The 23,346-nt window shown below is 40.4% G+C and carries 19 protein-coding genes; 14 read left to right on the plus strand and 5 right to left on the minus strand.

Annotation, left to right across the window (positions count from 1 at the left end):
- Positions 1–109: 109 nt before the first annotated feature.
- Positions 110–850: a fibrobacter succinogenes major paralogous domain-containing protein gene (locus ACFQ3S_RS16195; protein WP_377166354.1), complete on the minus strand. Its 741-nt coding sequence runs from the start codon at positions 848–850 to the stop codon at positions 110–112.
- Between the two features lie 155 nt (positions 851–1,005).
- Complete coding sequence (locus tag ACFQ3S_RS16200; RefSeq protein WP_377166356.1) at positions 1,006–2,220, minus strand: right-handed parallel beta-helix repeat-containing protein; 1,215 nt, start codon at positions 2,218–2,220, stop codon at positions 1,006–1,008.
- Between the two features lie 263 nt (positions 2,221–2,483).
- Between ACFQ3S_RS16200 and ACFQ3S_RS16205 the strand changes: the two genes are divergently transcribed.
- The 8 genes from ACFQ3S_RS16205 to ACFQ3S_RS16240 all read left to right on the plus strand — a co-directional run bounded on the left by ACFQ3S_RS16205 (position 2,484) and on the right by ACFQ3S_RS16240 (position 10,926).
- Positions 2,484–3,416: an outer membrane protein assembly factor BamD gene (locus tag ACFQ3S_RS16205; protein WP_377166358.1), complete on the plus strand. Its 933-nt coding sequence runs from the start codon at positions 2,484–2,486 to the stop codon at positions 3,414–3,416.
- Positions 3,417–3,426: 10 nt separating this feature from the next.
- Positions 3,427–3,756, plus strand: coding sequence for a DNA-directed RNA polymerase subunit omega (locus ACFQ3S_RS16210; RefSeq protein ID WP_377166360.1), 330 nt, complete (start codon positions 3,427–3,429; stop codon positions 3,754–3,756).
- Positions 3,757–3,932: 176 nt separating this feature from the next.
- Complete coding sequence (gene coaBC / locus ACFQ3S_RS16215) at positions 3,933–5,132, plus strand: bifunctional phosphopantothenoylcysteine decarboxylase/phosphopantothenate--cysteine ligase CoaBC (protein ID WP_377166362.1); 1,200 nt, start codon at positions 3,933–3,935, stop codon at positions 5,130–5,132.
- Positions 5,132–6,025, plus strand: coding sequence for a type IX secretion system protein PorD (porD, locus tag ACFQ3S_RS16220; protein WP_377166364.1), 894 nt, complete (start codon positions 5,132–5,134; stop codon positions 6,023–6,025). The genes coaBC and porD overlap by 1 nt, the downstream gene beginning before the upstream one ends.
- A 96-nt stretch (positions 6,026–6,121) precedes the next feature.
- A complete protein-coding gene (gene recN, locus ACFQ3S_RS16225; RefSeq protein WP_377166366.1) occupies positions 6,122–7,783 on the plus strand; it encodes a DNA repair protein RecN in 1,662 nt (553 codons plus the stop codon).
- A gap of 256 nt (positions 7,784–8,039) precedes the next feature.
- Positions 8,040–8,774, plus strand: coding sequence for an energy transducer TonB (locus ACFQ3S_RS16230; protein WP_377166368.1), 735 nt, complete (start codon positions 8,040–8,042; stop codon positions 8,772–8,774).
- A 38-nt stretch (positions 8,775–8,812) separates the two neighbouring features.
- Positions 8,813–9,625 (plus strand): enoyl-ACP reductase FabI, encoded by an 813-nt coding sequence (locus tag ACFQ3S_RS16235; RefSeq protein ID WP_377166370.1) that lies wholly within the window; start codon positions 8,813–8,815, stop codon positions 9,623–9,625.
- Between the two features lie 92 nt (positions 9,626–9,717).
- Positions 9,718–10,926, plus strand: coding sequence for a carboxypeptidase-like regulatory domain-containing protein (locus tag ACFQ3S_RS16240; protein WP_377166372.1), 1,209 nt, complete (start codon positions 9,718–9,720; stop codon positions 10,924–10,926).
- Positions 10,927–11,018: 92 nt separating this feature from the next.
- Here the strand turns inward: ACFQ3S_RS16240 and ACFQ3S_RS16245 are convergent, their stop codons facing one another.
- Positions 11,019–13,553: an ATP-dependent Clp protease ATP-binding subunit gene (locus tag ACFQ3S_RS16245; protein WP_377166374.1), complete on the minus strand. Its 2,535-nt coding sequence runs from the start codon at positions 13,551–13,553 to the stop codon at positions 11,019–11,021.
- Positions 13,554–14,041: 488 nt separating this feature from the next.
- Here ACFQ3S_RS16245 and ettA point away from each other — a divergent pair, with 488 nt between their 5' ends.
- From ettA to ACFQ3S_RS16260, 3 genes are all read left to right on the plus strand, one after another.
- Positions 14,042–15,724 (plus strand): energy-dependent translational throttle protein EttA, encoded by a 1,683-nt coding sequence (gene ettA / locus ACFQ3S_RS16250; protein ID WP_377166376.1) that lies wholly within the window; start codon positions 14,042–14,044, stop codon positions 15,722–15,724.
- A 367-nt stretch (positions 15,725–16,091) separates the two neighbouring features.
- Entirely contained in the window at positions 16,092–17,303 is a 1,212-nt protein-coding gene (locus ACFQ3S_RS16255) for a PQQ-dependent sugar dehydrogenase (RefSeq protein ID WP_377166378.1), read from the plus strand.
- A gap of 169 nt (positions 17,304–17,472) precedes the next feature.
- A complete protein-coding gene (locus ACFQ3S_RS16260) occupies positions 17,473–18,438 on the plus strand; it encodes a gluconolaconase (protein WP_377166380.1) in 966 nt (321 codons plus the stop codon).
- A gap of 77 nt (positions 18,439–18,515) precedes the next feature.
- Here the strand turns inward: ACFQ3S_RS16260 and ACFQ3S_RS16265 are convergent, their stop codons facing one another.
- Positions 18,516–19,301, minus strand: a complete 786-nt coding sequence (locus ACFQ3S_RS16265; RefSeq protein WP_377166382.1) for an SGNH/GDSL hydrolase family protein — start codon at positions 19,299–19,301, stop codon at positions 18,516–18,518.
- Between the two features lie 404 nt (positions 19,302–19,705).
- Here ACFQ3S_RS16265 and ACFQ3S_RS16270 point away from each other — a divergent pair, with 404 nt between their 5' ends.
- Positions 19,706–20,257, plus strand: coding sequence for a YciE/YciF ferroxidase family protein (locus ACFQ3S_RS16270; RefSeq protein ID WP_377166384.1), 552 nt, complete (start codon positions 19,706–19,708; stop codon positions 20,255–20,257).
- A 343-nt stretch (positions 20,258–20,600) separates the two neighbouring features.
- On the plus strand, positions 20,601–21,257 hold the full coding sequence (gene pdeM / locus ACFQ3S_RS16275; protein WP_377166386.1) for a ligase-associated DNA damage response endonuclease PdeM: 657 nt from the start codon (positions 20,601–20,603) through the stop codon (positions 21,255–21,257).
- On the opposite strand, the gene ACFQ3S_RS16280 is transcribed toward pdeM, so the two are convergent.
- A complete protein-coding gene (locus ACFQ3S_RS16280; RefSeq protein WP_377166388.1) occupies positions 21,231–22,394 on the minus strand; it encodes a TlpA family protein disulfide reductase in 1,164 nt (387 codons plus the stop codon). The genes pdeM and ACFQ3S_RS16280 overlap by 27 nt on opposite strands.
- Positions 22,395–22,562: 168 nt before the next feature.
- On the opposite strand from ACFQ3S_RS16280, the gene ACFQ3S_RS16285 reads away from it, so the two are divergent.
- Positions 22,563–23,345, plus strand: coding sequence for a succinate dehydrogenase cytochrome b subunit (locus tag ACFQ3S_RS16285; protein ID WP_377166390.1), 783 nt, complete (start codon positions 22,563–22,565; stop codon positions 23,343–23,345).
- The last annotated feature ends 1 nt before the right edge of the window (position 23,346 follow it).

The raw sequence follows: 23,346 nt of genomic DNA on the forward strand, positions 1-23,346 counted from the left end.
CACCTCTTGCGGGTTGCAAATGTACCCTTTTCTTATACTCAATCTAATATTGTTTTGTTTATTGCGAGAAATAGTCTTAACTTGTTATTTATCAGACTTATTTTTATCGTTAATCTTTGAGACAGCGCACATTCAGCCCGCATTTTCGGTCGTCCACGTCTGCTTTTATAGCCGTTATGCCGCTTATCAAGCTATAATTCTTTGCAAAATCAACCTTGGGTTCCGTTGTTGAACTCCAAAAACTCGCAGAAAAACCTAAGTTTTCAAACATCCCATTGTTATTACGGTTACCACCCGGTATTGCATTGAAACCACTTTGATTAGTTGATGTAGTGTTTGGTACTTCCCAGTATTTTGTACCAGTTGCTTTGACTTTACTACCGGCTGTGGTATTGCCTCCTAAATAATCAATTAAAATATTCCACTCCTCTTGTGTTGGAACATGCCAGCCTTTTGGAGCCAGTTTCCTATCGTCGTTTACGGCGTACCAATTATATAGGTTACCATATATAGCACTATTGGTCTTTTTATTGTTGTAATTACAATAAGCTCCTATGTTTAACTCGCGCCATGCTTTATCCTCTTTTATCTGTGGTATTTCACAGCCGTTATTATAATGTGTTACTTTAAGGTTTTCGGCCATCCAAACCTGCTTACCTATTATTATAGTGTGGTAAATGTTACCGTCATGGTCGGTTATGTCTTCGCTATTTTTGAAAAAATTATTTGAAACTGCATCTAACTGCTTAATATCGGCCGTATTGTTACTGTTGCCGGTTGATGTTTTATTTTGGCAACCCGTGTTGTATATAACAGCCAGATATACCATATAATATATATATAAACGCATAGGTGTGTATAATGAAATAGTTCTACCTTAATATAAATATATAAGGTATGGTAGATAATAAAAAAGTCATGTACCGCCGCTTGGGCGGTACATGACCTCATGGCTTATATAAACAAGCCATACCAATTATCCTTGTTGGTTATTGTGTAATTTAGTTAAAGTGTATTACCTGTTGATATGCTATTTGGACCTACTAAAGTTAAGCCATTGCCGTTAAGCCTGCAATTTTTTACTGTATTGTAGTTAGAAGGCGCCGTTTCGCGGATACCAAATGAGTTGCCAGAAACATTCAAATTTTGCACAATATTATCGCGGCAAATATAGCTTAGCGTAGTAGAGAAACGGATACCCTCGGCACCATTGCCCGATATGGTACCGCCATTGATCTGAATTTTCTGGGCGTTCTCTAACAATGCACCGTGCGACTGGCAATTTTTTGCATTCAGCGTAGTAATAGTACAGCCATTACTGCTGGTTACACTAAAAAAACCACGACCACAGCCAGTAGAATTAATAGTGGTTGCCCTAATATTTGGCCCGGCATTGTTGGCAATACGAAAACCGGCATAACCGGTACCCTGCCCGCAATTAGTAGCATTAACTGTTCCTACTGTACCATTTTTTGTTTTATTGAGTAATAAACCACACGCACCTGCATTGCTTGCGGTTACGGTGCCAATGGTAAAACCATCTACGCCATAAGTTTCTACAGCGTTATCGCCCGAGCCACTGATGTTGCAACTGGTTAAGTTGAAATTACGCGACCAATCGCCTTTGCTGTCGTCAACCCTTATACCTAAACCCGATGACGAATTTAAGGTCATGGTGATATTACTCAAGATAATATTGCTACAGGTTTTAAGCCATATACCATAACGCGGGTTACCGGTTACTTTCATGTTTTTCACCTCAATATCGGTACGACGCTCTCCTTGTATGGGTACAATTAACTGATCGCTACTGGTGCAGGCAAATGTAGTATTGCCAAAATCTAAAATAGTGTAGCTTGGAATATTAACCGCCTTAATGGCACCGCCCGATTGACCCGAACTACCAGAATTTTTGATGAGCACGGTTTCTTTAGAGGTACGACCGGCAGTTAAATTATTACATGCGGCCTGTATGGCTGCAATATAATCGGTACCTGTGTATTTGGTAACACCATTTACCTTAGCGGTAAAAGTACCACCCGATCCTGTAACTTCGCCGTAGCTAAGGGCTAAAGTACCCACTTTTTCAGCACTTTCGGTAGTTTCAACAGTTTCTGCTGGTTGCTGTTGTTTCTCTTTTTGGCAACTGGTTATAGCTATAATTACAGCCATAGCCGCACCCTTCAGGAGCAAGCTCCATGTTAAGTTCTTCTTTTTCATAAAAATGTGATTTCTTATTAGTTGGTTAAAGAATAATTGGCATCACAAATATGTATCATATACGTTACAAGAGCATCCTGTACCTACCTGAACCACAAAGAAATATTTAATTAACCAAAAGTAAATGCCAATGACGAGTAAGTCAGTATAAAGTTAAAAGATGTTAAATGCCGAAACAATTTATTGCCAGATGCAAAATGTGCGGTAAATTAGCGGTTAAAATAATAATTGATTGATTTACATTATATAATTACCTTTGCAGGATGTTTAAAAAGCAACGCGCTATTATTGCTGGCTTATTAATTACTACCATACTGGTTATTGGTGGCTGCAAAAGCAGTTACGACAAGCTGAAAGAGAGTAATGACCGAGCCAAGCAATACCAACAAGCCGTCAAATTCTATAATAAAAAACAGTATTCAAAAGCTTTAGAGCTCTTTGAATTGTTAACACCTAAGTATCGCGGTTTAACCGAGGCTGAAGATCTGTTTTATTACTATGCGTATTCTAACTATAATTTAAAAGACTTTACATCGGCACGTTATCATTTCAAAAACTTTGCCGATTTGTACCCAAGTAGTACCCGAGCCGAAGAATGCCGTTATATGGCAGCTTATTGTTTCTACCTGGATTCTCCCATCCCGTCATTAGATCAGGAAAATACGACTAAAGCAATTGAAACTTTACAGTTGTTTATTAATCTTTACCCAAAAAGCGAACGCAGTGCCGAAGCCGGTAAACTGATTCAGAATTTACGCGACAAGCTGGAGACCAAGGCGTATAATAACGCTAAGCTGTATTTAGATATCAGCGATTACCTATCGGCTGTTATGGCTTTTGGTAATGCCCTGCGAGATTATCCTGACACCAAGTACGCTGAAGAAATGGAGTTTTTAACTATTAAGGCTCAATACTTATACGCTAAAAATAGTGCCGAATACCGCCAGGAAGAGCGTTACGCACAGGCCATGACCTTTGCCGATCAGTTTTCTGAGAAATATGCAAACAGTAAATACAGCAAAGATGCTACAGAGTACCGCAAAGATAGCGAACGCGGTATAAACAACGCCAAACGCTATTTAGCTGCACTGGAGGCAGAAGGTAAATTAGCTAAAAAAATTGCTAAAGACAGCACATCCGCAAACGGTCAGCAACAATCTATTACAGATAAACAAAATCAAAAAAGCCCTCAATAAATATATAAACATGAGCAACAACAATATAACTAAACCAGGTGTAGCAGGCAGCACCGTAACGCGCGATTTGCGTGAACTTGATGTAACAACCGGTAACCTTTACGAGTCGATTGTCATCATGTCAAAACGCGCCAACCAAATTTCTAACAATATTAAAGAAGAATTGCACCAAAAGCTTTCAGAATTTGCGTCAGCTAATGACAACCTGGAAGAGGTGTTTGAAAACCGCGAGCAGATCGAAATCTCAAAACATTATGAGCGTATGCCTAAACCTACTTTGGTAGCCATTCAGGAATTTTTAGAAGAGAAAGTTTATTTCCGTAATCCGAATAAAGACTAATAGCCCCCTCCCCGGGAGGGAGGGCTTGTATAAATTATTGATGCCGGATATGAAAAGTATCCGGCATTTCTTTTTTAAGTCCTCCCTCCCGGGGAGGACTTAGGTGGGGCTTTTTTATTTTATTAAAGTGCCCCCCTTTGGGGAGGATTTAGGTAGGGTTTATCTATTTTTGTACTATGCTCGAAGGCAAAAAAATAGTTTTAGGTATATGCGGAAGCATAGCTGCTTACAAAGCGGCCATACTGGTACGCTTGCTGGTAAAAGCAGGTGCCGAGGTGCAGGTAGTTATGACGGCCGATGCAGTAAGTTTTATAACTCCGTTAACACTATCTACCCTATCAAAAAAGCCTGTGCTGGTCAACTACTTTGAACCTAATACAGGCACCTGGAACAACCATGTAAAATTGGGCCTGTGGGCCGACCTTTTTTTAATTGCCCCGGCGAGTGCCAATACACTGGCCAAAATGGCAAACGGGCAATGCGATAATTTACTTACAGCGGCTTACCTATCGGCCAAATGCCCGGTATATTTTGCCCCGGCTATGGATCTGGATATGTGGCGGCATCCATCTGCTTTAAATAATGTGCAAAAGCTGTTAAGCTATAATAACATACTTATACAACCGGGTACGGGCGAATTAGCCAGTGGCCTGCACGGCGAAGGACGCATGGCCGAACCCGAAGAAATTTTAGCTTTTATCACCATCGATATTGCTAAAACACTTCCCCTAACCGGCAAGCAAATACTGGTCACTGCCGGCCCTACTTACGAAGCCATTGATCCGGTTAGGTTTATTGGGAACCATTCATCGGGTAAAATGGGTTTTGCTATAGCACATGAAATAGCTGAGCAAGGCGCTATAGTAACCTTAGTTACCGGGCCAACTGCACTTACTGCTCGGCACCCGGCCATTAAAAGGGTTGATGTTACTTCGGCAGCAGAGATGCTGGAAGCTTGTTTAGTCCATTTTGAAAATGCAGACGCCTGTGTGATGAGTGCTGCCGTGGCAGATTATACACCGGTTACCGTATCAGAACAAAAAATCAAAAAGCAAGATGATGGCTTTTGCATCGATTTAAAAAAGACTATTGATATATTAAAGGTATTAGGCGAACGAAAACGCAAAGGTCAGTTCCTCATTGGCTTTGCACTGGAAACCCAGAATGAAGAACAAAATGCTATTGACAAGTTGAAGAAAAAAAACCTGGACCTTATTATCCTTAACTCTTTAAATGATAATGGTGCCGGCTTTAAACTGGATACCAATAAAATAACCATCATAGACAGTAATCTGGAAAAAACCACTTTTGATACCAAAAGCAAAACAGAGGTAGCTGTTGATATTTGCCGTAAACTTATAGCTTTGATGCAATAATGATGAAGCTGGGCGTGTATATTTTATTGTGCTTTGCTGGTTTTACGGCTGCTGCCCAGGATTTGAATGCCCGGGTACAAGTATTATCGCCCAAAATAGCTACTACCAACAAGCGTATATTCGTGTCGTTACAAACTGCTATGCGCGAGTTTTTAAATGGTCGCAAGTGGAGTGCCGACGCCATACAAGCTACTGAGAAAATTGACTGCAACTTTATTTTAACCATAACGGCCTGGGATAACGGTACCACTTTTAGCGGAGAATTACAGGTACAATCAACCCGGCCGGTTTATAATGCGGCTTATAACTCTCCTGTTTTTAATATAAATGACCGCGATTTCGATTTTAGCTATACCGAGGGACAAACGATTGACTTTAATAACCAAACATTTGAAAGTAACTTAAGTTCGGTTATGGCTTACTATGCTTATATGATATTAGCTTTCGATTATGATAGCTTCTCTAAATTTGGCGGTACGCCTTATTATTCCAACGCGCAAACGGTAGTCATAAACGCGCAAAGTTCGTCAAACAGGGGTTGGAAGGCATTCGATAATAATACCAACCGCTATTGGTTGTCGGAAAACACCATTAATAAAACGTATATCCCACTCCGCGAGTTTTTATACACATATCACCGTTTAGGTTTGGATATGATGGTTAATAATGCGGCCAATGCACGTAAAAATATTTCGGCTGCACTACCTGTGCTTACGCAGTTGGATCGTGTTAGGGTTGGTGCTACCTTGCCTACGCTTTTCTTTTTAGCTAAACGCAGCGAACTGGTATCCGTATTTTCCAAAGCCGACCCACAGGAAAAACTCCAGGTGATGAACATATTAATGCAAGCTGATCCTGCTAATGGCAACCTGTATCAAACATTACAGAAGTAAGCACCAATCATATAAACTAAGTTTGTTAGCCAAATAAACGATTATTTAGGCATTGGTTTTGTAAAAGAGTATCTTTGTATATAAGGATCTATCTACATGCTGCACCAGCTAAACATTGATAATTACGCTTTAATTGATAACCTGGAGATCAACTTTGATGCCGGTTTGAACATTATTACCGGTGAAACAGGTGCCGGTAAATCTATTATTTTAGGGGCACTATCGCTTATATTGGGTCAGCGCGCCGAAAGCAAGTACTTTTTTAATCAGCAAAAAAAATGTGTTATTGAGGGTACTTTTAAAATTGCTGATTTTCACCTGAAAGCCTTTTTTGAAGAAAACGACCTGGATTACGAAGCGGAGACCGTGTTACGACGTGAAATATCGGCCGATGGAAAATCCCGGGCATTTGTAAACGATACGCCCGTTAACCTGGCCACTTTGAAACTATTGGGTGAGCAATTGATCGACATTCACTCTCAGCAAGCCACCCGCGAAATTAACGACCCTACTTTTCAACTCCTGGTGGTAGATGGTGTGGCTAAGCATCAGCCGCTGTTAACCGAGTATCAAATCAATTATCGAGCTTACAAAAAAGCTACCACCCGCCTGCAACAACTAATTGCAGATAGCGACAAAGCTAAAGCCGACCTGAATTATTTCCAGTTTCAATTTGACGAATTGGAAAAAGCCGCTCTTGCACCCGATGAGCAGGAAGAACAAGAACAGGAACTCTACGCTTTAAATAACGCCGAGGAAATAAAGCGCAACCTCACCGGTGCTTTATACTTATTGCAAGATGGTGAAACCGCTATAACCGGCCAGCTAAAAGATGCCAACCAACAATTGTTGGCTTTAGAGAAATTCAATCCCGGAATAGCAGACCTGCACCAACGCCTTAACAGTACACTGATTGAGATCAAAGACATTGCATCGGAACTTGAACAGATAGAACAAAAAACCCAAACCAACGAGGCCCGCGCCGATGAAATTAACACCCGCCTGAGTTTAATTTATAATCTCCAAAAAAAGCATAGGGTAAGCAGTAATGCCGAGCTATTGGCTTTGCAGGAAGAACTATCGGGCAAAATACAGCAAGCCCTTTTTGGTGATGAAGAGATTGAAACCTTAACCCAACAGATCAAACTGCAAAAAGATGACCTGCAGGGCTTGGCAGAACAGTTATCGGCAAACCGGCTGAAAGCGCTTCCTGAAATTGAGACACAGGTTATGGACACCCTGGCCGAAATGGGTATGGGCAACGCGCACTTAAAAATTGAGCATACGCATACTGCCAAAAACGAACTTACTAAAAACGGTACCGACCAGATCCGATTTTTGTTTACGGCTAATAAAGGTCATAACCTGGCCGAAATGAGTAAGGTGGCTTCGGGTGGTGAACTTTCGCGCTTAATGCTAAGCATCAAATCTATCATTGCACGCTATACTGCTTTGCCTACTATCATCTTTGATGAGATAGATACCGGCGTATCGGGCGAGGTGGCCAATAAAGTGGGTATAATTATGGAACGACTTGCAGGTAACCTGCAGGTAATTACCATTACGCACCTGCCGCAAATTGCGAGTAAGGGTCAAAGTCATTATTTCGTTTACAAAAATAATGAAACGGCTACCACCTATACGCAAATCAAGCAACTAAATGAGCAGGAACGAGTGATGGAAATAGCGAAAATGCTGAGCGGCGATAAACCGGGCGAAAGTGCGTTGCAAAACGCAAAGGAACTTTTAAATTATTAACTATGCTGACCGTTGGCGGTTTACCTGTTTTTTTAAAGAGATACGCTGTAATTATCACGACAATGGTAATCATCAGCATCTTCCTATTATTGTTAGATCATACCCAAATCATTATTACTCCCAAAGAGGCACTTAGCTCTGTAATTATAACTTTCTCTGTAGTTTAGTTGGTGTTTTATATTTATCGAAAATGAGTAAAAAACCAATCATTAGATCAAAAAATTGATCGTTATAAAATTTAAAAATTGACAACATAATGGTCAAAGTAGTTTTCGCTATAATAACTGCCTGCTTTATTCACCCAGCATTTGCTCAAAAAAAGAATGTTGTAACAGCAGACACTATAAATGTTAACGGCATTGTTTATGGCAATGATGGTAAACCAACAGCATCTATTTGCATAAGTGCTTATAAACATTATTTAAACGTGAACGGTTTTACACATGATGTTATAACAGACAGTACCGGACGTTTCCAGTTTAAGGGATTAATACCAACTGATACACTAACTATAGAAAACTATAATTACTATAGCACCTATCCTGTAGCTGGTAGCCGGTTTATAACCATAAGTCTGCCGCTTAAACACTATGAAAACGTTGGTACTACAGAAGTTACAGTAACCAGAGTGTACCCTAAGTTAGCCCGACAATTTGACTTAGAAGATCATTACCCTCATGGATCAGTAGATAACACGCCTGAATTTCCTGGTGGTAACATTCACTTTATAAGTTATATACAAAAGACGTTATCATACCCTTCAAAAGCCATTAGGTACAACATTGAGGGAAGTGTAGAGGTAGCTTTTGATGTAAATCGTGATGGTTCATTTAAAAATGTAAGAGTTTTAAAAGGTATTGGTTATGGCTGTGATGAAGAAGCTTTGCGGATTGTTTCTAATTCACCCAAATGGAGGCCTGGTAGATTATGGGGCAGGCTTCAGGAAGTTACCGAAACTGTTACTATACAATTTAAACTAACTGATAAATAATTTTTACCTTTACCACCCGATTAACAATTCGAAACAACATGGCTTATAATTTATTACAAGGTAAAAAGGGAATCATATTTGGTGCCCTGGATGAAAAATCAATTGCCTGGAAAACAGCTCAGCGCTGTAAAGCCGAAGGTGCTGAACTGATTTTAACCAATGCACCTATTGCCTTGCGCATGGGTACCATTAATCAACTGGCCGAAGAGGTAAATGCACCGGTTATTCCGGCCGATGTTACCGTAACTGCCGATATTGAAAACCTGTTTACCCAGGCTCAGGAACATTTTGGCGGTAAGGTTGATTTTGTATTACACTCCATAGGCATGAGTATTAACGTGCGTAAAGGCGTGCATTATACCGAAAACAACTACGATTTCACCCACAAGGGTATGGATATTTCGGCATTAAGCTTACACCGCATTTTGCAGGTAGCTATGAAACAGGATGCTATTAACGAGTGGGGTTCGGTTGTAGCATTAACCTATATTGCCGCCCAACGTGTATTCCCTGACTATAATGACATGGCCGATAATAAAGCTATGCTGGAAAGTATTGCCCGCAATTTTGGCTACCAGTATGGTGTAAAAAAGAATGTGCGTATCAATACCATTTCTCAATCGCCTACCCGTACTACGGCTGGTTCAGGAGTAAAAGGGTTTGACGGCTTTGTTGACTTTGCTGAGAAGATGAGTCCGCTGGGTAATGCCACTGCCGATCAGTGTGCCGATTACTGCGTAACCTTATTCTCTGACCTTACCAAAATGGTAACCATGCAAAACCTTTTCCATGATGGTGGTTTCTCCTTTACAGGCGTAACGCAAGCCGTGATAGATCAAATGGGCAAATAGCTTTTCATCAATTTTTTTTCATATAAAGCTGTAATTAAAACTACAGCTTTTTTTACTTTGCAATCAACTAAACAATTAGTTAAATTTGATTTATGTTAAATTTACTGTTGCCGCTTCTGCTTATTGCGCCATTAGCGAGTAATGCACAATATAATATTTCGGGCAAGGTCATTAATTTATATGATAAAAAGCCGGTTGTAAAAGCCAGTGTATTTCTGAGCAATACCACCGTCGGCAGCATATCAAACGAGGATGGTAGTTATTTGTTAAACAATGTTAAGCCCGGCCAGTACGATATGGTAATATCTGCTATTGGGTATGAAACATCTTATCAAACCATTAAGGTTGATAAAAATATTATTATTGCATACAGTGAGCTAAATCCTAAAAGCATCGACCTGAAAGCCGTTGTTGTAAAACCCGATATGGATTGGCAGCAAAACTATAATATATTTAAAAGAGAATTTTTCGGCTCATCACCCTATGCCGACCAATGCAAGATTTTGAACCCGGAAACATTAAATCTATTGTACGATAAAGCTAAAAGAAGATTTATAGCATCCTCCAATGATTATCTGGAGATTGAGAACAAGGCATTAGGCTACCGAGTAAAATACTTTTTAACTGAACTCGAAAAAGACTACAATCAAGGTTCGCTTTATTATCAGGGAAATGTGCTATTTACCTCTATGCAGGGCAAACCTTCACAAATGAAAAGGTGGCAAAAGAACCGGCTCGAAGCATATCTTGGTTCATCTGAACATTATTTCCGTTCCATTATTGGTCATCAATTAGCAGATCAGGGTTTTAAAACTTTGCCACTTATACGTAAACCTAATCCCGAACGCCCGCCCGATAGCCTGATACAAGCAAAATTGAAAACTTTCAGAAGTGCGGCACTTGCTAACGGCAACCATTATGTTATTCAAAAAAACGATTCTCTTAATTATTGGAGTGAAAAGAACAGGATGCCAAAATACACCGATTACTTGGTTACCAAGCCTCTTAGGGTAGATAGCTTAGTGAAACGCACAGATCAAAAAGGTATATATGCTTTGGGTTATAACGAAATTATGTATATAATATACACCAAAAAAAAGGGCAATAATATGCTTTATAACAGGCCAATGAGTGCTCCCGATAATCCAACCAGCCTGATTAATTTTATTGATAAGTATGCCTTTTTTGATAGTAACGGCGTAATAACTAACCCAAAGGCTATTATTTACGAGGGTAATTGGGGCAACAACCGCGCGGCAAATTTACTACCGGTTGACTATGATCCTCATCAAAAACAATGAAGAAGAAACACTATTCAATTCAACCAAAAAATCATGTAACAAAAACAGCCGCTAAAAATTAGCAGCTGTTTTTGTTTATTTTCACAGTTCAATTATCCTTGTTGTTCTGCTTCGGGCGTTTTACTTTCACCGCTATTTTTGGCATTAATTTTAATTTCGTTGGCTTCTTTGTCAAAATCCACTTCCATTATATCGCCATCAACCAGCTCACCTTTCAAAATCTCTTCGGCAATTGGGTCTTCCAAGTATTTTTGTATAGCCCGTTTTAACGGACGTGCACCAAAGTTTTCATCGAAACCACGTTCCGCAATAACTTCTTTTGCACCTTCAGTCAACTCAATTTTGTAGCCTAAGCCATTAATACGGCCAAACAATGATGCCAACTCAATATCAATAATTTTAAAGATGTTCTCTTTGGTTAAAGAATTAAATATAATTACATCGTCAACACGGTTTAAAAACTCAGGAGCAAAAGCGCGTTTTAACGCGTTTTCAATTACACCCCGTGAGTGCGCATCGCTTTGGTTAACCTTAGCAGCTGTACTGAAACCAACACCCTGACCAAAATCTTTCAACTGGCGTGCACCAATGTTAGAGGTCATAATGATGATCGTGTTTCTGAAATCAACCTTGCGCCCTAATGAGTCGGTCAGTTGTCCTTCGTCTAACACCTGTAATAAGATGTTAAATACATCAGGGTGAGCTTTTTCAATCTCATCCAGCAATACTACAGAGTAAGGTTTACGACGTACTTTCTCTGTTAATTGTCCGCCTTCTTCATAGCCTACATAACCCGGAGGCGCTCCTACTAAACGAGATACAGCAAATTTTTCCATGTATTCGCTCATATCAATTTGTATCAGTGCATCCTCGGTATCAAACATAAAGCGGGCTAATTCTTTTGCCAACTCTGTTTTACCTACCCCGGTAGGACCTAAGAAAATAAACGAACCGATTGGTTTTTTAGGATCTTTTAATCCGGCACGGGTACGTTGTATAGCGCGTGTTAATTTTTTGATGGCGTCATCCTGTCCAATAATTTTGTCCTGAATGCTGGCACCCATATTCAAGAGCTTTAGGCTATCGGCCTGGCCAACCCTTTGTACCGGGATACCGGTCATCATGGATACCACCTCGGCCACATTATCTTCGGTTACGGTGTAACGTTTAGATTTTGTTTCGGCTTCCCATGCAGATTTTGCTTGTTCCAGTTCTTCCAGCAAATGTTTTTCAGTATCACGCAATTTCGCCGCTTCTTCATATTTCTGGCTACGAACAACACGGTTTTTTTCAACCTTGATCTGCTCTATCTTTTGCTCTATATCCAAAATGTTTTGAGGCACATGAATATTGGTTAGGTGAACACGAGAGCCCGATTCATCTAAAGCATCGATAGCTTTATCCGGCAAAAATCTATCGGTAATGTAACGCGCGGTTAAGCTAACGCAAGCCAAAATAGCTTCCGGCGTGTAAGTTACACCATGATGTTCCTCGTACTTGTCTTTAATACGGGTCAGTATCTCTATAGTTTCATCGGGCGTAGCAGGCTCAACCATTACTTTCTGGAAACGACGGTCTAAAGCACCATCCTTTTCAATATACTGGCGATATTCGTCTAAAGTGGTTGCGCCAATACATTGAATCTCCCCACGAGCTAAAGCTGGTTTAAACATGTTCGACGCATCCAAAGAACCTGAGGCACCACCGGCACCTACAATAGTATGAATCTCATCGATAAACAGAATCACATCGGGAGATTTTTCCAGTTCGTTCATTACCGCTTTCATGCGTTCTTCAAACTGACCGCGGTATTTAGTACCAGCCACTAACGAAGCCAGATCTAAAGTAACCACTCGTTTATTAAATAACACACGCGATACTTTACGCTGAACAATACGCAGGGCAAGTCCTTCGGCTATAGCCGATTTACCAACACCCGGCTCACCAATTAAAATAGGGTTATTCTTTTTACGACGTGACAAAATTTGTGAAACCCGTTCTATTTCTTTTTCACGGCCTACAATTGGATCCAGTTTACCATCTTCGGCAGCTTTAGTTAAATCACGTCCAAAGTTGTCTAAAACCGGGGTTTTAGATTTAATATCTGATACCTTTTTAGGTTGGCTGAACGATTCCTCTTCTTTAAAATCATCGTCGCCACCGGTTGATGAGCCCGGCATTTCATCGGTTACGTTTTTATGTGATTCCACTTCCCCTTTAAAAATTTCGTAATTCACATTAAACTGCATTAGTAGTTGTGAGGCAATATTATCTTCATCGCGTAAAATAGATAGTAGCAAATGCTCTGTACCTATAATATCGCTCTTAAATATTTTTGCTTCCAGATAAGTAATCTTTAATACTTTCTCTGCTTGTTTAGTTAAAGGAATGCTTCCGATATGAACATTGGTTCCGGTTGTACCTTTTACAGCATCTTCAACTGCACGACGCAATTTGGCGGTATCCACATTTAAGCCTTTCAGCAATTTTATGGCTATCCCGTCGCCATCGCGAATTAATCCTAACAACAGATGCTCCGTACCAATATAATCATGTCCGAGGCGCAACGCCTCTTCCCTGCTATACGAGATAACATCTTTAACACGTGGCGAAAATTTAGCTTCCATCGAGTACTTTTCTAATAGTTAATTAACATCCGGGATGAACTTTTAACGTACATATCCAGAATTATGTTATCAATTATCAACAATATTGCCAACATTATACCTTGACAATTAATAATTGTTAATGTAATGTAATCTGTTTTAATCCGGCGTAAATCCGGTGATTATAATAAGGGCTTAGCGTAGATGACAATGTAATTTACAACTAATTACATTTGCAATGTAGTATTTGATTTAAATAATTGCATAAAGTTTAACAAATTATCTTTTTTAACATTATTAAAACCCAATAACCTGTTAATTCGTCAGGATTTGCGCCATTAAGGCATAAGTGGAATTTGTAATTGATATTACTTCAACAGATAATAAACCAGTTGATCTCACAAGTTTTGTTTACGAATATAGGTTGAGATTAAAACAGTTAGTATTATGTGCACATTTTTGTAATACCAGCATTTTGGCTGATATTTGATTACTCAATTAAAAACTAAATGGCCGACGAAAAAATAATATTCTCGATGGCAGGCGTAAGCAAAATTTACCCGCCTCAAAAACAAGTACTCAAAAATATTTATCTGTCGTTTTTTTATGGTGCTAAAATAGGTGTCATTGGTTTAAACGGTTCGGGAAAATCATCTCTGTTGAAGATCATTGCCGGGCTCGATAAATCTATTCAAGGTGAAGTGGTTTTTTCGCCGGGATATACCGTGGGCTACCTGGCACAGGAGCCTGTTCTCGACGCCGAAAAAACTGTTCGTGAAATTGTGGAAGAAGGTGTTGCCGAAGTTACCGCCATATTAAAGGAGTACGAGGAGATTAATGAAAAATTTGGTTTACCCGAATACTATGAAGATATGGACGCCATGGATAAATTAATGGCACGCCAAGGCGAACTGCAGGATAAAATTGATGCCGTTAATGCCTGGGAATTAGACACCAAGCTGGAACGCGCCATGGATGCCCTGCGTTGCCCCGAACCGGACACTAAAATTGCCGTACTATCGGGCGGAGAACGCCGTCGTGTAGCCATGTGCCGCTTATTACTGCAAGAGCCGGATGTGTTATTGCTGGATGAGCCTACCAACCACCTTGATGCCGAAAGTATTGACTGGCTGGAGCAGTTTTTAAAACAATATAAAGGTACCGTTATAGCCGTAACTCACGATCGTTACTTCCTCGATAATGTAGCTGGTTGGATTTTGGAACTCGACCGTGGCGAAGGTATTCCATGGAAAGGTAATTACTCCAGCTGGTTAGATCAGAAAGCCAAGCGTTTGGCTCAGGAAGAAAAAACCGAAAGTAAACGCCAGAAAACCTTGGAACGCGAACTGGAGTGGGTACGCATGGCACCCAAAGCACGTCATGCTAAAGGTAAGGCACGTATTGCCAACTACGAAAAATTAGCCTCCGAAGAAACCAAGGACCGCGAAGATAAATTAGAGCTATTCATTCCGCCTGGGCCGAGGTTGGGTAATGTGGTTATTGAGGTGAACAATGTAACTAAGGCCTATGGTGATAAGGTGTTATTTGAGAACTTGAGCTTCTCCTTACCACCTGCCGGTATTGTAGGTATTATTGGGCCGAACGGTGCAGGAAAAACCACTTTGTTCCGCTTAATTACCGGGCAGGACCAGCCCGATGCAGGCACTTTTAGGGTGGGCGAAACCGTGAAATTAGGTTATGTAGACCAGATGCACGACGACCTGAAAGCCGATAAGTCGGTTTGGGAAAATATTACCGACGGCCAGGAAACTATTTTACTGGGCAACAAACCTATTAACTCAAGAGCCTATGTATCAAGGTTTAACTTTAACGGCGGCGACCAGCAAAAGAAGATCGATGTACTATCGGGTGGGGAGCGCAACCGGGTGCATTTAGCCATTACGTTAAAAAAGGGCTCGAACGTATTACTGCTGGATGAGCCTACCAACGATATTGATGTAAACACCTTACGTTCACTGGAAGAAGCATTGGAAAACTTTGGCGGCTGCGCCGTAATCATAAGTCACGACCGGTGGTTTTTAGATAGGATTTGTACCCACATACTGGCCTTTGAAGGCGATTCGCAGGTGTACTTTTTTGAAGGTAATTACTCCGATTATGAAGAGAACCGCAAAAAACGACTGGGTGACATAGCCCCTAAAAGGCTGAAATACAAGAAACTGGTAGGGTAAGTTTATACTAAGTAAACTAGCGAACAGGTTAGTCCGTGAGTTGGAAGATATGCAAATTGTTGTATGATTTTTCACTTAAGGACTTTCTTCGATTGTGAAATAACCAACTTTCGAACTTCTTCACTTTTTCGCATTTTTTTCACATAAAACTTCATATTTCCACATTTTTCCGCAGATTTTTCATGACCGCTTTAGGGTTGGAAAAAAAACGAACAAAAAGCAGAAAAATATCGGGGATTGAGTACAAATTTATTTGCCGATTTTTTTATCGGCCCGAAATAAGGCTACAATTGAATATCCTATTAATTAAAATATTATCACACATATAAATTAGTTTGTTGTTACCATAGCAGTTTTACCAACTGCTATGAAAAACAATTTAATTTCCAAACTATTATGCGCCGGCCTATGGTGTACAACATGGCTCATACCGGCTTATGCACAAAAAGGGTTGCCATCCAAGCAACCTTTTACAGCTACGGTAAATACCGTTTACCCACAGCACCTCGATTTTAAAGAAACCATGACCAGCAACCTGATGGTGCCGCCCGGTTTAAAAACTACCGTAGTGGCTACCGGCTTAGGCAAGCCACGCATTATGGCTGTTGCAAAAGATGGTTCGCTATACGTAACCCGCCGCGATGTGGGCGATGTGCTTCTGTTGAGTGATAAGGACGGTGACGGTAGCTTTGAAGATTTGAAAACCGTGTGGGCCCAATTCTTAGGTGTGCATGGTATCACTATACATGACGGGTTTTTATACCTGGTTTCGCGTAAATCTTTAAAACGGGGTAAAATACAAGCCGATGGCATGGTGAGCGATACTGTAACATTAATTAACGACCTGCCCGATGGCGGCCAGCACGATAACCGCATGATATCATTTGGCCAGGACGGTAAGTTATACATGACCGTGGGAAGTGATTGTAACGACTGCGGCGAAACCAATAAGGAACATGCCACTATGTTGGTGATGAATGCGGACGGTAGCAACCGCCGTATTTTTGCACGCGGACTACGAAATACCATAGGCTTTGACTGGCAGCCCGAAACAAAAGACATTTGGGGATGTGATAACGGCACCGACTGGCGCGGAGACGAGATCCCTCCTGAAGAATTGAATAAAATTGAAGACGGTGGAGATTATGGCTGGCCGCTGGTGTTTGGCAAGCAAGAGGTTGACCCTACCCGCGAAGATCCGGCTGGTACAACTAAAGAGGCTTATGCTAAAACCACCAAACCATCTGTAATGACATTTGCCGCTCACAGTGCACCTATTGATTTTAGGTTTGTAGGCAACTTGCCCGGCTTCCCTGCCGAATATAAGAACGATGCGTTGGTATCATGGCATGGATCCTGGAACCGAAAGAACCCCGAAGGATACAAAATCCAGCGCATTCATTATGTGAACGGGAAGCCTGTATCGGTACATGATTTCTTTTCGGGCTTTTTAAGTAAAGATGGCAAAACACGCTTTGGCCGCCCTGCTGGTATCATTACCGATAAAACCGGTAAAATTTATGTATCTGATGACGAAAACGGGGTGATCTATTGTATCATGTCTGCCACCAAATCATAAAATAACTGGAGCAAATCCCTCCCTTAAGAAGGCAGGGAGGGGTATAAACGTATTGCAGCTTATTAATAATTGAACGCGGGCCAAACCCCTCCCTTTCACTACAAAATTCAACCGCGCCACTCCCCAGGGAGGGAATTTTAAAATATCATAATAAAAACGATAACTAAACATGACCACAACCAAATATATCATTGCCAGCCTCGCCTTATTAATGGGGCTTGGCAGCCAGGCGCAAACGCCGCAAATTAAGTTTATGGCACCGGGGGTTTACCCCGAAGGCGTTGCCTATAACAACAAAAATAATATGTTTTATGTAAGTTCGGTAACAACGGGTACTATTGGTACGGTTGATATGCAGGGCAATTACAAAACAATTTATACAGATCCTTCTCTTAAATCAACCTATGGTTTAAAATTGGATCCGAAACAAAACCTGCTTTGGGCCTGTGTATCTGATGGTAATTACAGCCAGTATTCCGATTCCAGTACTTACAAAAAAATGGGTCGCTTAATTGCTATTGATATAATAACGGGTAAAAAAATCCACGATATAAACCTGGCTAAACAATATAAAGGCCAGCATTTTATAAATGATATGGCGTTTGATGCTACAGGCAATATATATGTTACCGATAGTTATTCGCCGGTAGTTTATAAAATTGACAAAAGCGGCAAAGCCTCCGTATTTGCAAAGAGTGAGCTGTTCGAAAGCATAGATATAGGCTTGAATGGCATTGTTTATCACCCGCTTGGCTTTTTAATAGTTAATAACAATAGTAAGGGTGCTATTTATAAAATAGATATGAAGAACCCGCAAAATATAACCCGGGTTAAAGTAAAAACCCTTTTTCCGGGAGCCGATGGTATGTTGATTGGGCCGGGGGGTAGCATTATCGTAGTTCAAAATAAAAGCGTAGATAAAGTTCATCAATTAACCAGTACCGATAACTGGCAAACAGCCGAGGTGCAAGGTTCCACAACTGCCGAAGACCGCTATCAGCAGCCCAGTACGGGCACTATGGCAAACGGCCAGGTGTATGTACTTAATTCTAAAATGAACGAATTGGCCGATCCAACCAAACATCCATCAAAAGAATTCAGTATTCAGTTGGTACAGTTTAGGCCGGCCAAATAATGTTTACACTTCACTAAAAACAACAAAGCCCTGTAAGTACAACTACAAGGCTTTTGTTGTTATAATTTGTATATTAATTAGTAACTGGCAACCGTTTTAAAAACCGGGAAATTAAATATAGCTTGGTAAACAACTTTATGTCCGTTATTATTTAAGTGGATACCATCGCCGGCCGAGTAAGTTTTATACAGGCCATAAGTAGGTGTACTTAATTTGCGCAGGTAATCGACTATATGGCCAGGAAAACCACTGATCATTTTATCGTTTAAGGTTTTAAGCCTTTTTCTTTGCTGAACGGTTACAAAGTTTCGGGGCTGGGTACCGGTTATAATGTAAGGGATATTATTAGAGGCAATTAATCTTACAATAGCTCTGTAATTAAGCATAATCTCCTCATCTCTGAAATTCGCTCCAACATCGTTACTGGGTAAATTAATAATAATTAAGGCAGGCCTAAATTTAAGTGCTGCGGTAACATTCTTATTAGTATCAACTGCAGGGCGCATTGGCTTTGGCGCTATACTGGTTGGTAATAATTGGTAAGTAGTATAACCACCAACACCCAGGTTTACTACTTTGAAGCCTTTTTTGTCGGTCAGGAGCCTACCATTTAAGCGGCCTGCCCAACAAGAATCGGCCTTGGTTGCGCCGAAACCGGCCGCTGTACTCGAACCTAATACCACAATGGTTTTAGTAGTATCAACAGGAGGCTTTCCAGGATCCAGATCAAGAGGGTTTGATGGAATATTAACTGGTAAATTAGAATTACTCAGATCTTCATCAGTAAGTGATTCCTTTCTACAAGCCGAAGCGGTAACAATTAAAAACAGCAGAAAAATTACCTTCAGTTTTCTATAATACATTATCTTAATTAGAGGAATGCTAAATTAATCTTTTTTTAAAAAAACAACAATGCCCAGTTGTCATTATTTAAACATTTGTTACCTTGATATTCAACAACATAAAACTTCAATTCATTGATTAATAAACAATAGTTGTACCATGCCCTAATTAATTAAAAAAAGCTTATAAATGAGTTGTATCTCTCAATAATCCCACTTTTTAAAGCGAACATTATCAAACAACATAAAATATATTTTTTAGGCGGTATTAATTTTCCCGATTGTGGGAATGTAATTGCATAGTAATTGAGGTAACTACTATTTAAAGTTTAAGCTTATATTATCATAGTACTAACAATAGTTAACAAATAATTAAAACCAGATGACGCTATAGTATGTTGTAACTTACTAAAAACATCTACATTATGGCAACTACAAAATCAAAAAAACCAGAAGAAACCACAGAGAACGTGGAAGAATCAGCATTAAAAGAATTATTTGTTGACGAACTAAAAGACATTTACTGGGCCGAAAAACACCTGTCGAAAGCCTTAGTTAAATTAGCTAAAGCAGCAACTTCAGATGAATTGCGTACAGCGTTAGAAACCCACAAAACCGAAACAGATAACCAGGTAGCCCGTTTAGAGCAGGTATTTGAATTGGTGGAAGAAAAAGCATCAGCTAAAAAATGTGATGCTATGGCCGGCCTGATAGAAGAGTCGGAAGGTATTGTTGAAGACACTGAAGACGGCAGCTTAACCCGCGATGTAGGTATTATTTCGGCCGCTCAAAAATCTGAGCATTACGAAATTGCGTCTTACGGAACTTTACGCACATTAGCCAATACATTAGGATATAATGAAGCGGCTCAATTATTAGATGAGACTTTGGCCGAAGAGAAAAAAACCGACGAATTGTTAACTCAATTAGCCGAAAGCCTGATTAACCCATCGGCCAAAAATGAAAAAGCTAAATAGGTTATAAGTTCATACACTTCGATCTCACCTTGCGGGGAAAGAAGCAATCCCTGCACAAAAAAGTGGTTCACTGCTTGCTTGTGCAGGGATTTCCTTTTTATGGCATTAAATAGATGTCCTTACACAAAGCAATCGTTTTTTAAAGTTGAGGGATGTATGGCTCCTTTTAATAGTTATAATCCACATATAAATTAAGGTATAGCACACCACTGACAATGCTCTACACGTACCTCCCCCTCTCAGGAGAAGAATAAAATATTTAAAAGCTATTTCCGTGTGTGTGCTTGCAACATACCCACTAACATTATTAGCAAAACACTATATTTGCATCCATAAATTAACGATGAGTGCAGGGTTGAACTTTACATTATTAGAACAGGATCTTTTACTCCTGCCCGAAAAGGCTATTTTTTGGCAACAGCAAAAAGCATTAATTGTAGCCGATGTGCACTTGGGCAAGGTTGGTCACTTTCGTAAAGCTGGCATTGCGATTCCTAAACAAGTTGGGCACGAGGATCTGAATTGTCTTACCAAATTAATCAGCCAGCATCAGCCCGAAAAAATTCTTTTTTTAGGCGATTTATTCCATAGTGACATGAACGGCGACTGGCACAACTTTGCCGATTGGCGTAAGCAATATGCCGGCATTACAATGCAGTTAGTAATTGGCAATCACGATATTATAAAAGAGTGGCATTACCACGATATTGATATATCAACCCACCACCAACTACAAACAGGCCCATTCCTGATGCTTCACCATCCGCAGCGGAACGCCTGTTTGGAACAGCATAATCACTATGTGTTTTGCGGACATATACATCCGGGCGTTAAGCTTGTGGGCAAAGGCCGTCAATCGGTAACCCTGCCATGTTTTGCATTTAGTGATCAACAGGCTATACTTCCATCATTTGGTAAATTCACCGGCAAGGTTGATATGCAGCACCAACCTACCGATAAGGTATTTGGCATTTTAGAGCGAAAAGTTTTTGCTGTTTGATGCCTGCTTTTTTAAATACTCGTTTATAGTGCGTTCTAAATTAGGAAATTGCACATCGCGTTGTATAATGCGCCATTGGGTATCAACCAAATAAAAGGTAGGAATAGTAGTTATTACCCAGTTTGTCGCGTTAGCCGATTCATTTCCTTTCAGATCCGAATACTGGGGCCAGGTCAGGTGGTCATCGGCAATGGCCTTTGTCCACCAGTCGCGCTTATTATCTAACGATACACTGATAAAGCCCACGTTTTTGGTGTTTACATTATTAATAATACCTTTCAGCATATCCTGGTGATTAATACGGCTTACTTGGTTACCGGCTTTCCAAAAATCAACCACGTAAACCTTCTTATCTAACTTTGATGGGTCGAACGTATGTCCATCGGGCGTGGTACCGGTAATAGTTGGCGCATTGGCACCAGGCAATACCTTCATCAGTTTACTTAATTTTTCGCCAACCCTTTTACCTTCATCCGTATTTTTGGCCGCCGCACTTAACTTTTTATATATTGCACTATACGCGGCAGGGTTGCTGGTGTAATCCAGTTCTTCCATGGCACGTGCTGCAATTATGCTGTTGGGGTACTGGTCTGTAAATTCTTTAAAGGCTTGTAGCTTCACCTGCCCAACCTTAGCCGTGGCCATGGTTAAGCGGGTTTGCAGGTTAGCATACGCAATGTTACCACCCAAATAGGCTTTAAAATTCTTGATCTGGTCTTGCAGTTGCTTTACCAGCAGTTCGGCTCTGAAGCTCACATCATCCTGTAAGGTATGGTAGGCCGATAGCTCCTTTTGAATTTGCGAAGCGGAGGTGATCTTGGGGTAGCGCTCCAGGTGGGCTGTATCTACTTCAATAGTATATTCGCCCGCTTCCAGGTAAACCTCAAACTCATTGGTATCCTCTGCCCCGTTACGGTTTATACTAATGCTGCCGTATCCGGTATTTTCGAGCACGGTATCCTTTTTAAAGGTTCCCGCGGTAATATTATCACCCATAATGCTGTTGCCGGCGGCATCGGTCACCAAAAATACGGCATTGGTTAAGCCAGGTGCTTTACCGTTAAAGGTAATATGTGGCAGCTTATTACAGCCGCAGGCTATCAAGGCCACAACAATAAGTGTTAAAATTCTATTCATTGTAAAAAATAACTACCCGCTAATATAGATTTTGCGCTTGAGTATCTAAAAATGTTGGTCCATTTTTAGAATGTTTCTAAATAGACAATAACCTGCCAATTACTCAAATCAATACATAGGTTTCGGGTTATATTAAATATTTTTGCCTGATTAAAAATTCTGAATATAATGAGTGAATTAAAACAAACCTTTAACTCTTCACTGGGAAAAAAGCTGGTTATGGCTTTAACAGGCTTGTTTCTGAGTCTTTTTCTAATTGTGCATTTAGGTGGTAATCTATTGCTTTTTAGTAACGATGATGGTTACAGCTTTAATATGTATGCTAACTTTTTGACGCATTTTCCGCCAATTGAGGTTATTGCTTACTTATTATACCTGGCTATTATTGTTCATGCCGTATATGCATTAATATTAACTATTAATAACCGCAAGGCAAGGCCGGTAAATTATGCCGTTGGCGCCCAATCGCCGGTTTCATTCTCATCCAAAAACATGGGGTTGTTGGGCAGTATCCTGTTGTTGTTCATTGTCATTCACATGGGTGATTTTTGGTACAAATACAAATTCACGCACGATGTAGGGTACAAAGAGTACCGTACCAACATATCGAGCGGCGAAAGAACTGTAAGCGATTTTAAACCGGAAAAGCCTGATTTTGAACATTCAGTATCCTACTCGGAGAACACAGAAATTACCCGCGTGAAAGATTTACACACCCGCGTATCTAACAGCTTCAGCATTTTATGGTACGTAATTGTGTACGTAATTGCCATGGTGGCCTTGTCGTTTCACTTACTGCACGGTTTTGAAAGTGCTTTCCGCACGTTTGGCTGGGTACACCGTAAGTACCTGCCCATCATAAAATTTTTTGGTGTATGGCTGTTTGCCGTAATTATTCCGCTTGGTTTTGCCGCCATGCCAATTGTATATTATTTTCAAAGTTTAAACTAAG

Source organism: Mucilaginibacter terrae (assembly GCF_042679325.1).
GTDB lineage: Bacteria > Bacteroidota > Bacteroidia > Sphingobacteriales > Sphingobacteriaceae > Mucilaginibacter > Mucilaginibacter terrae.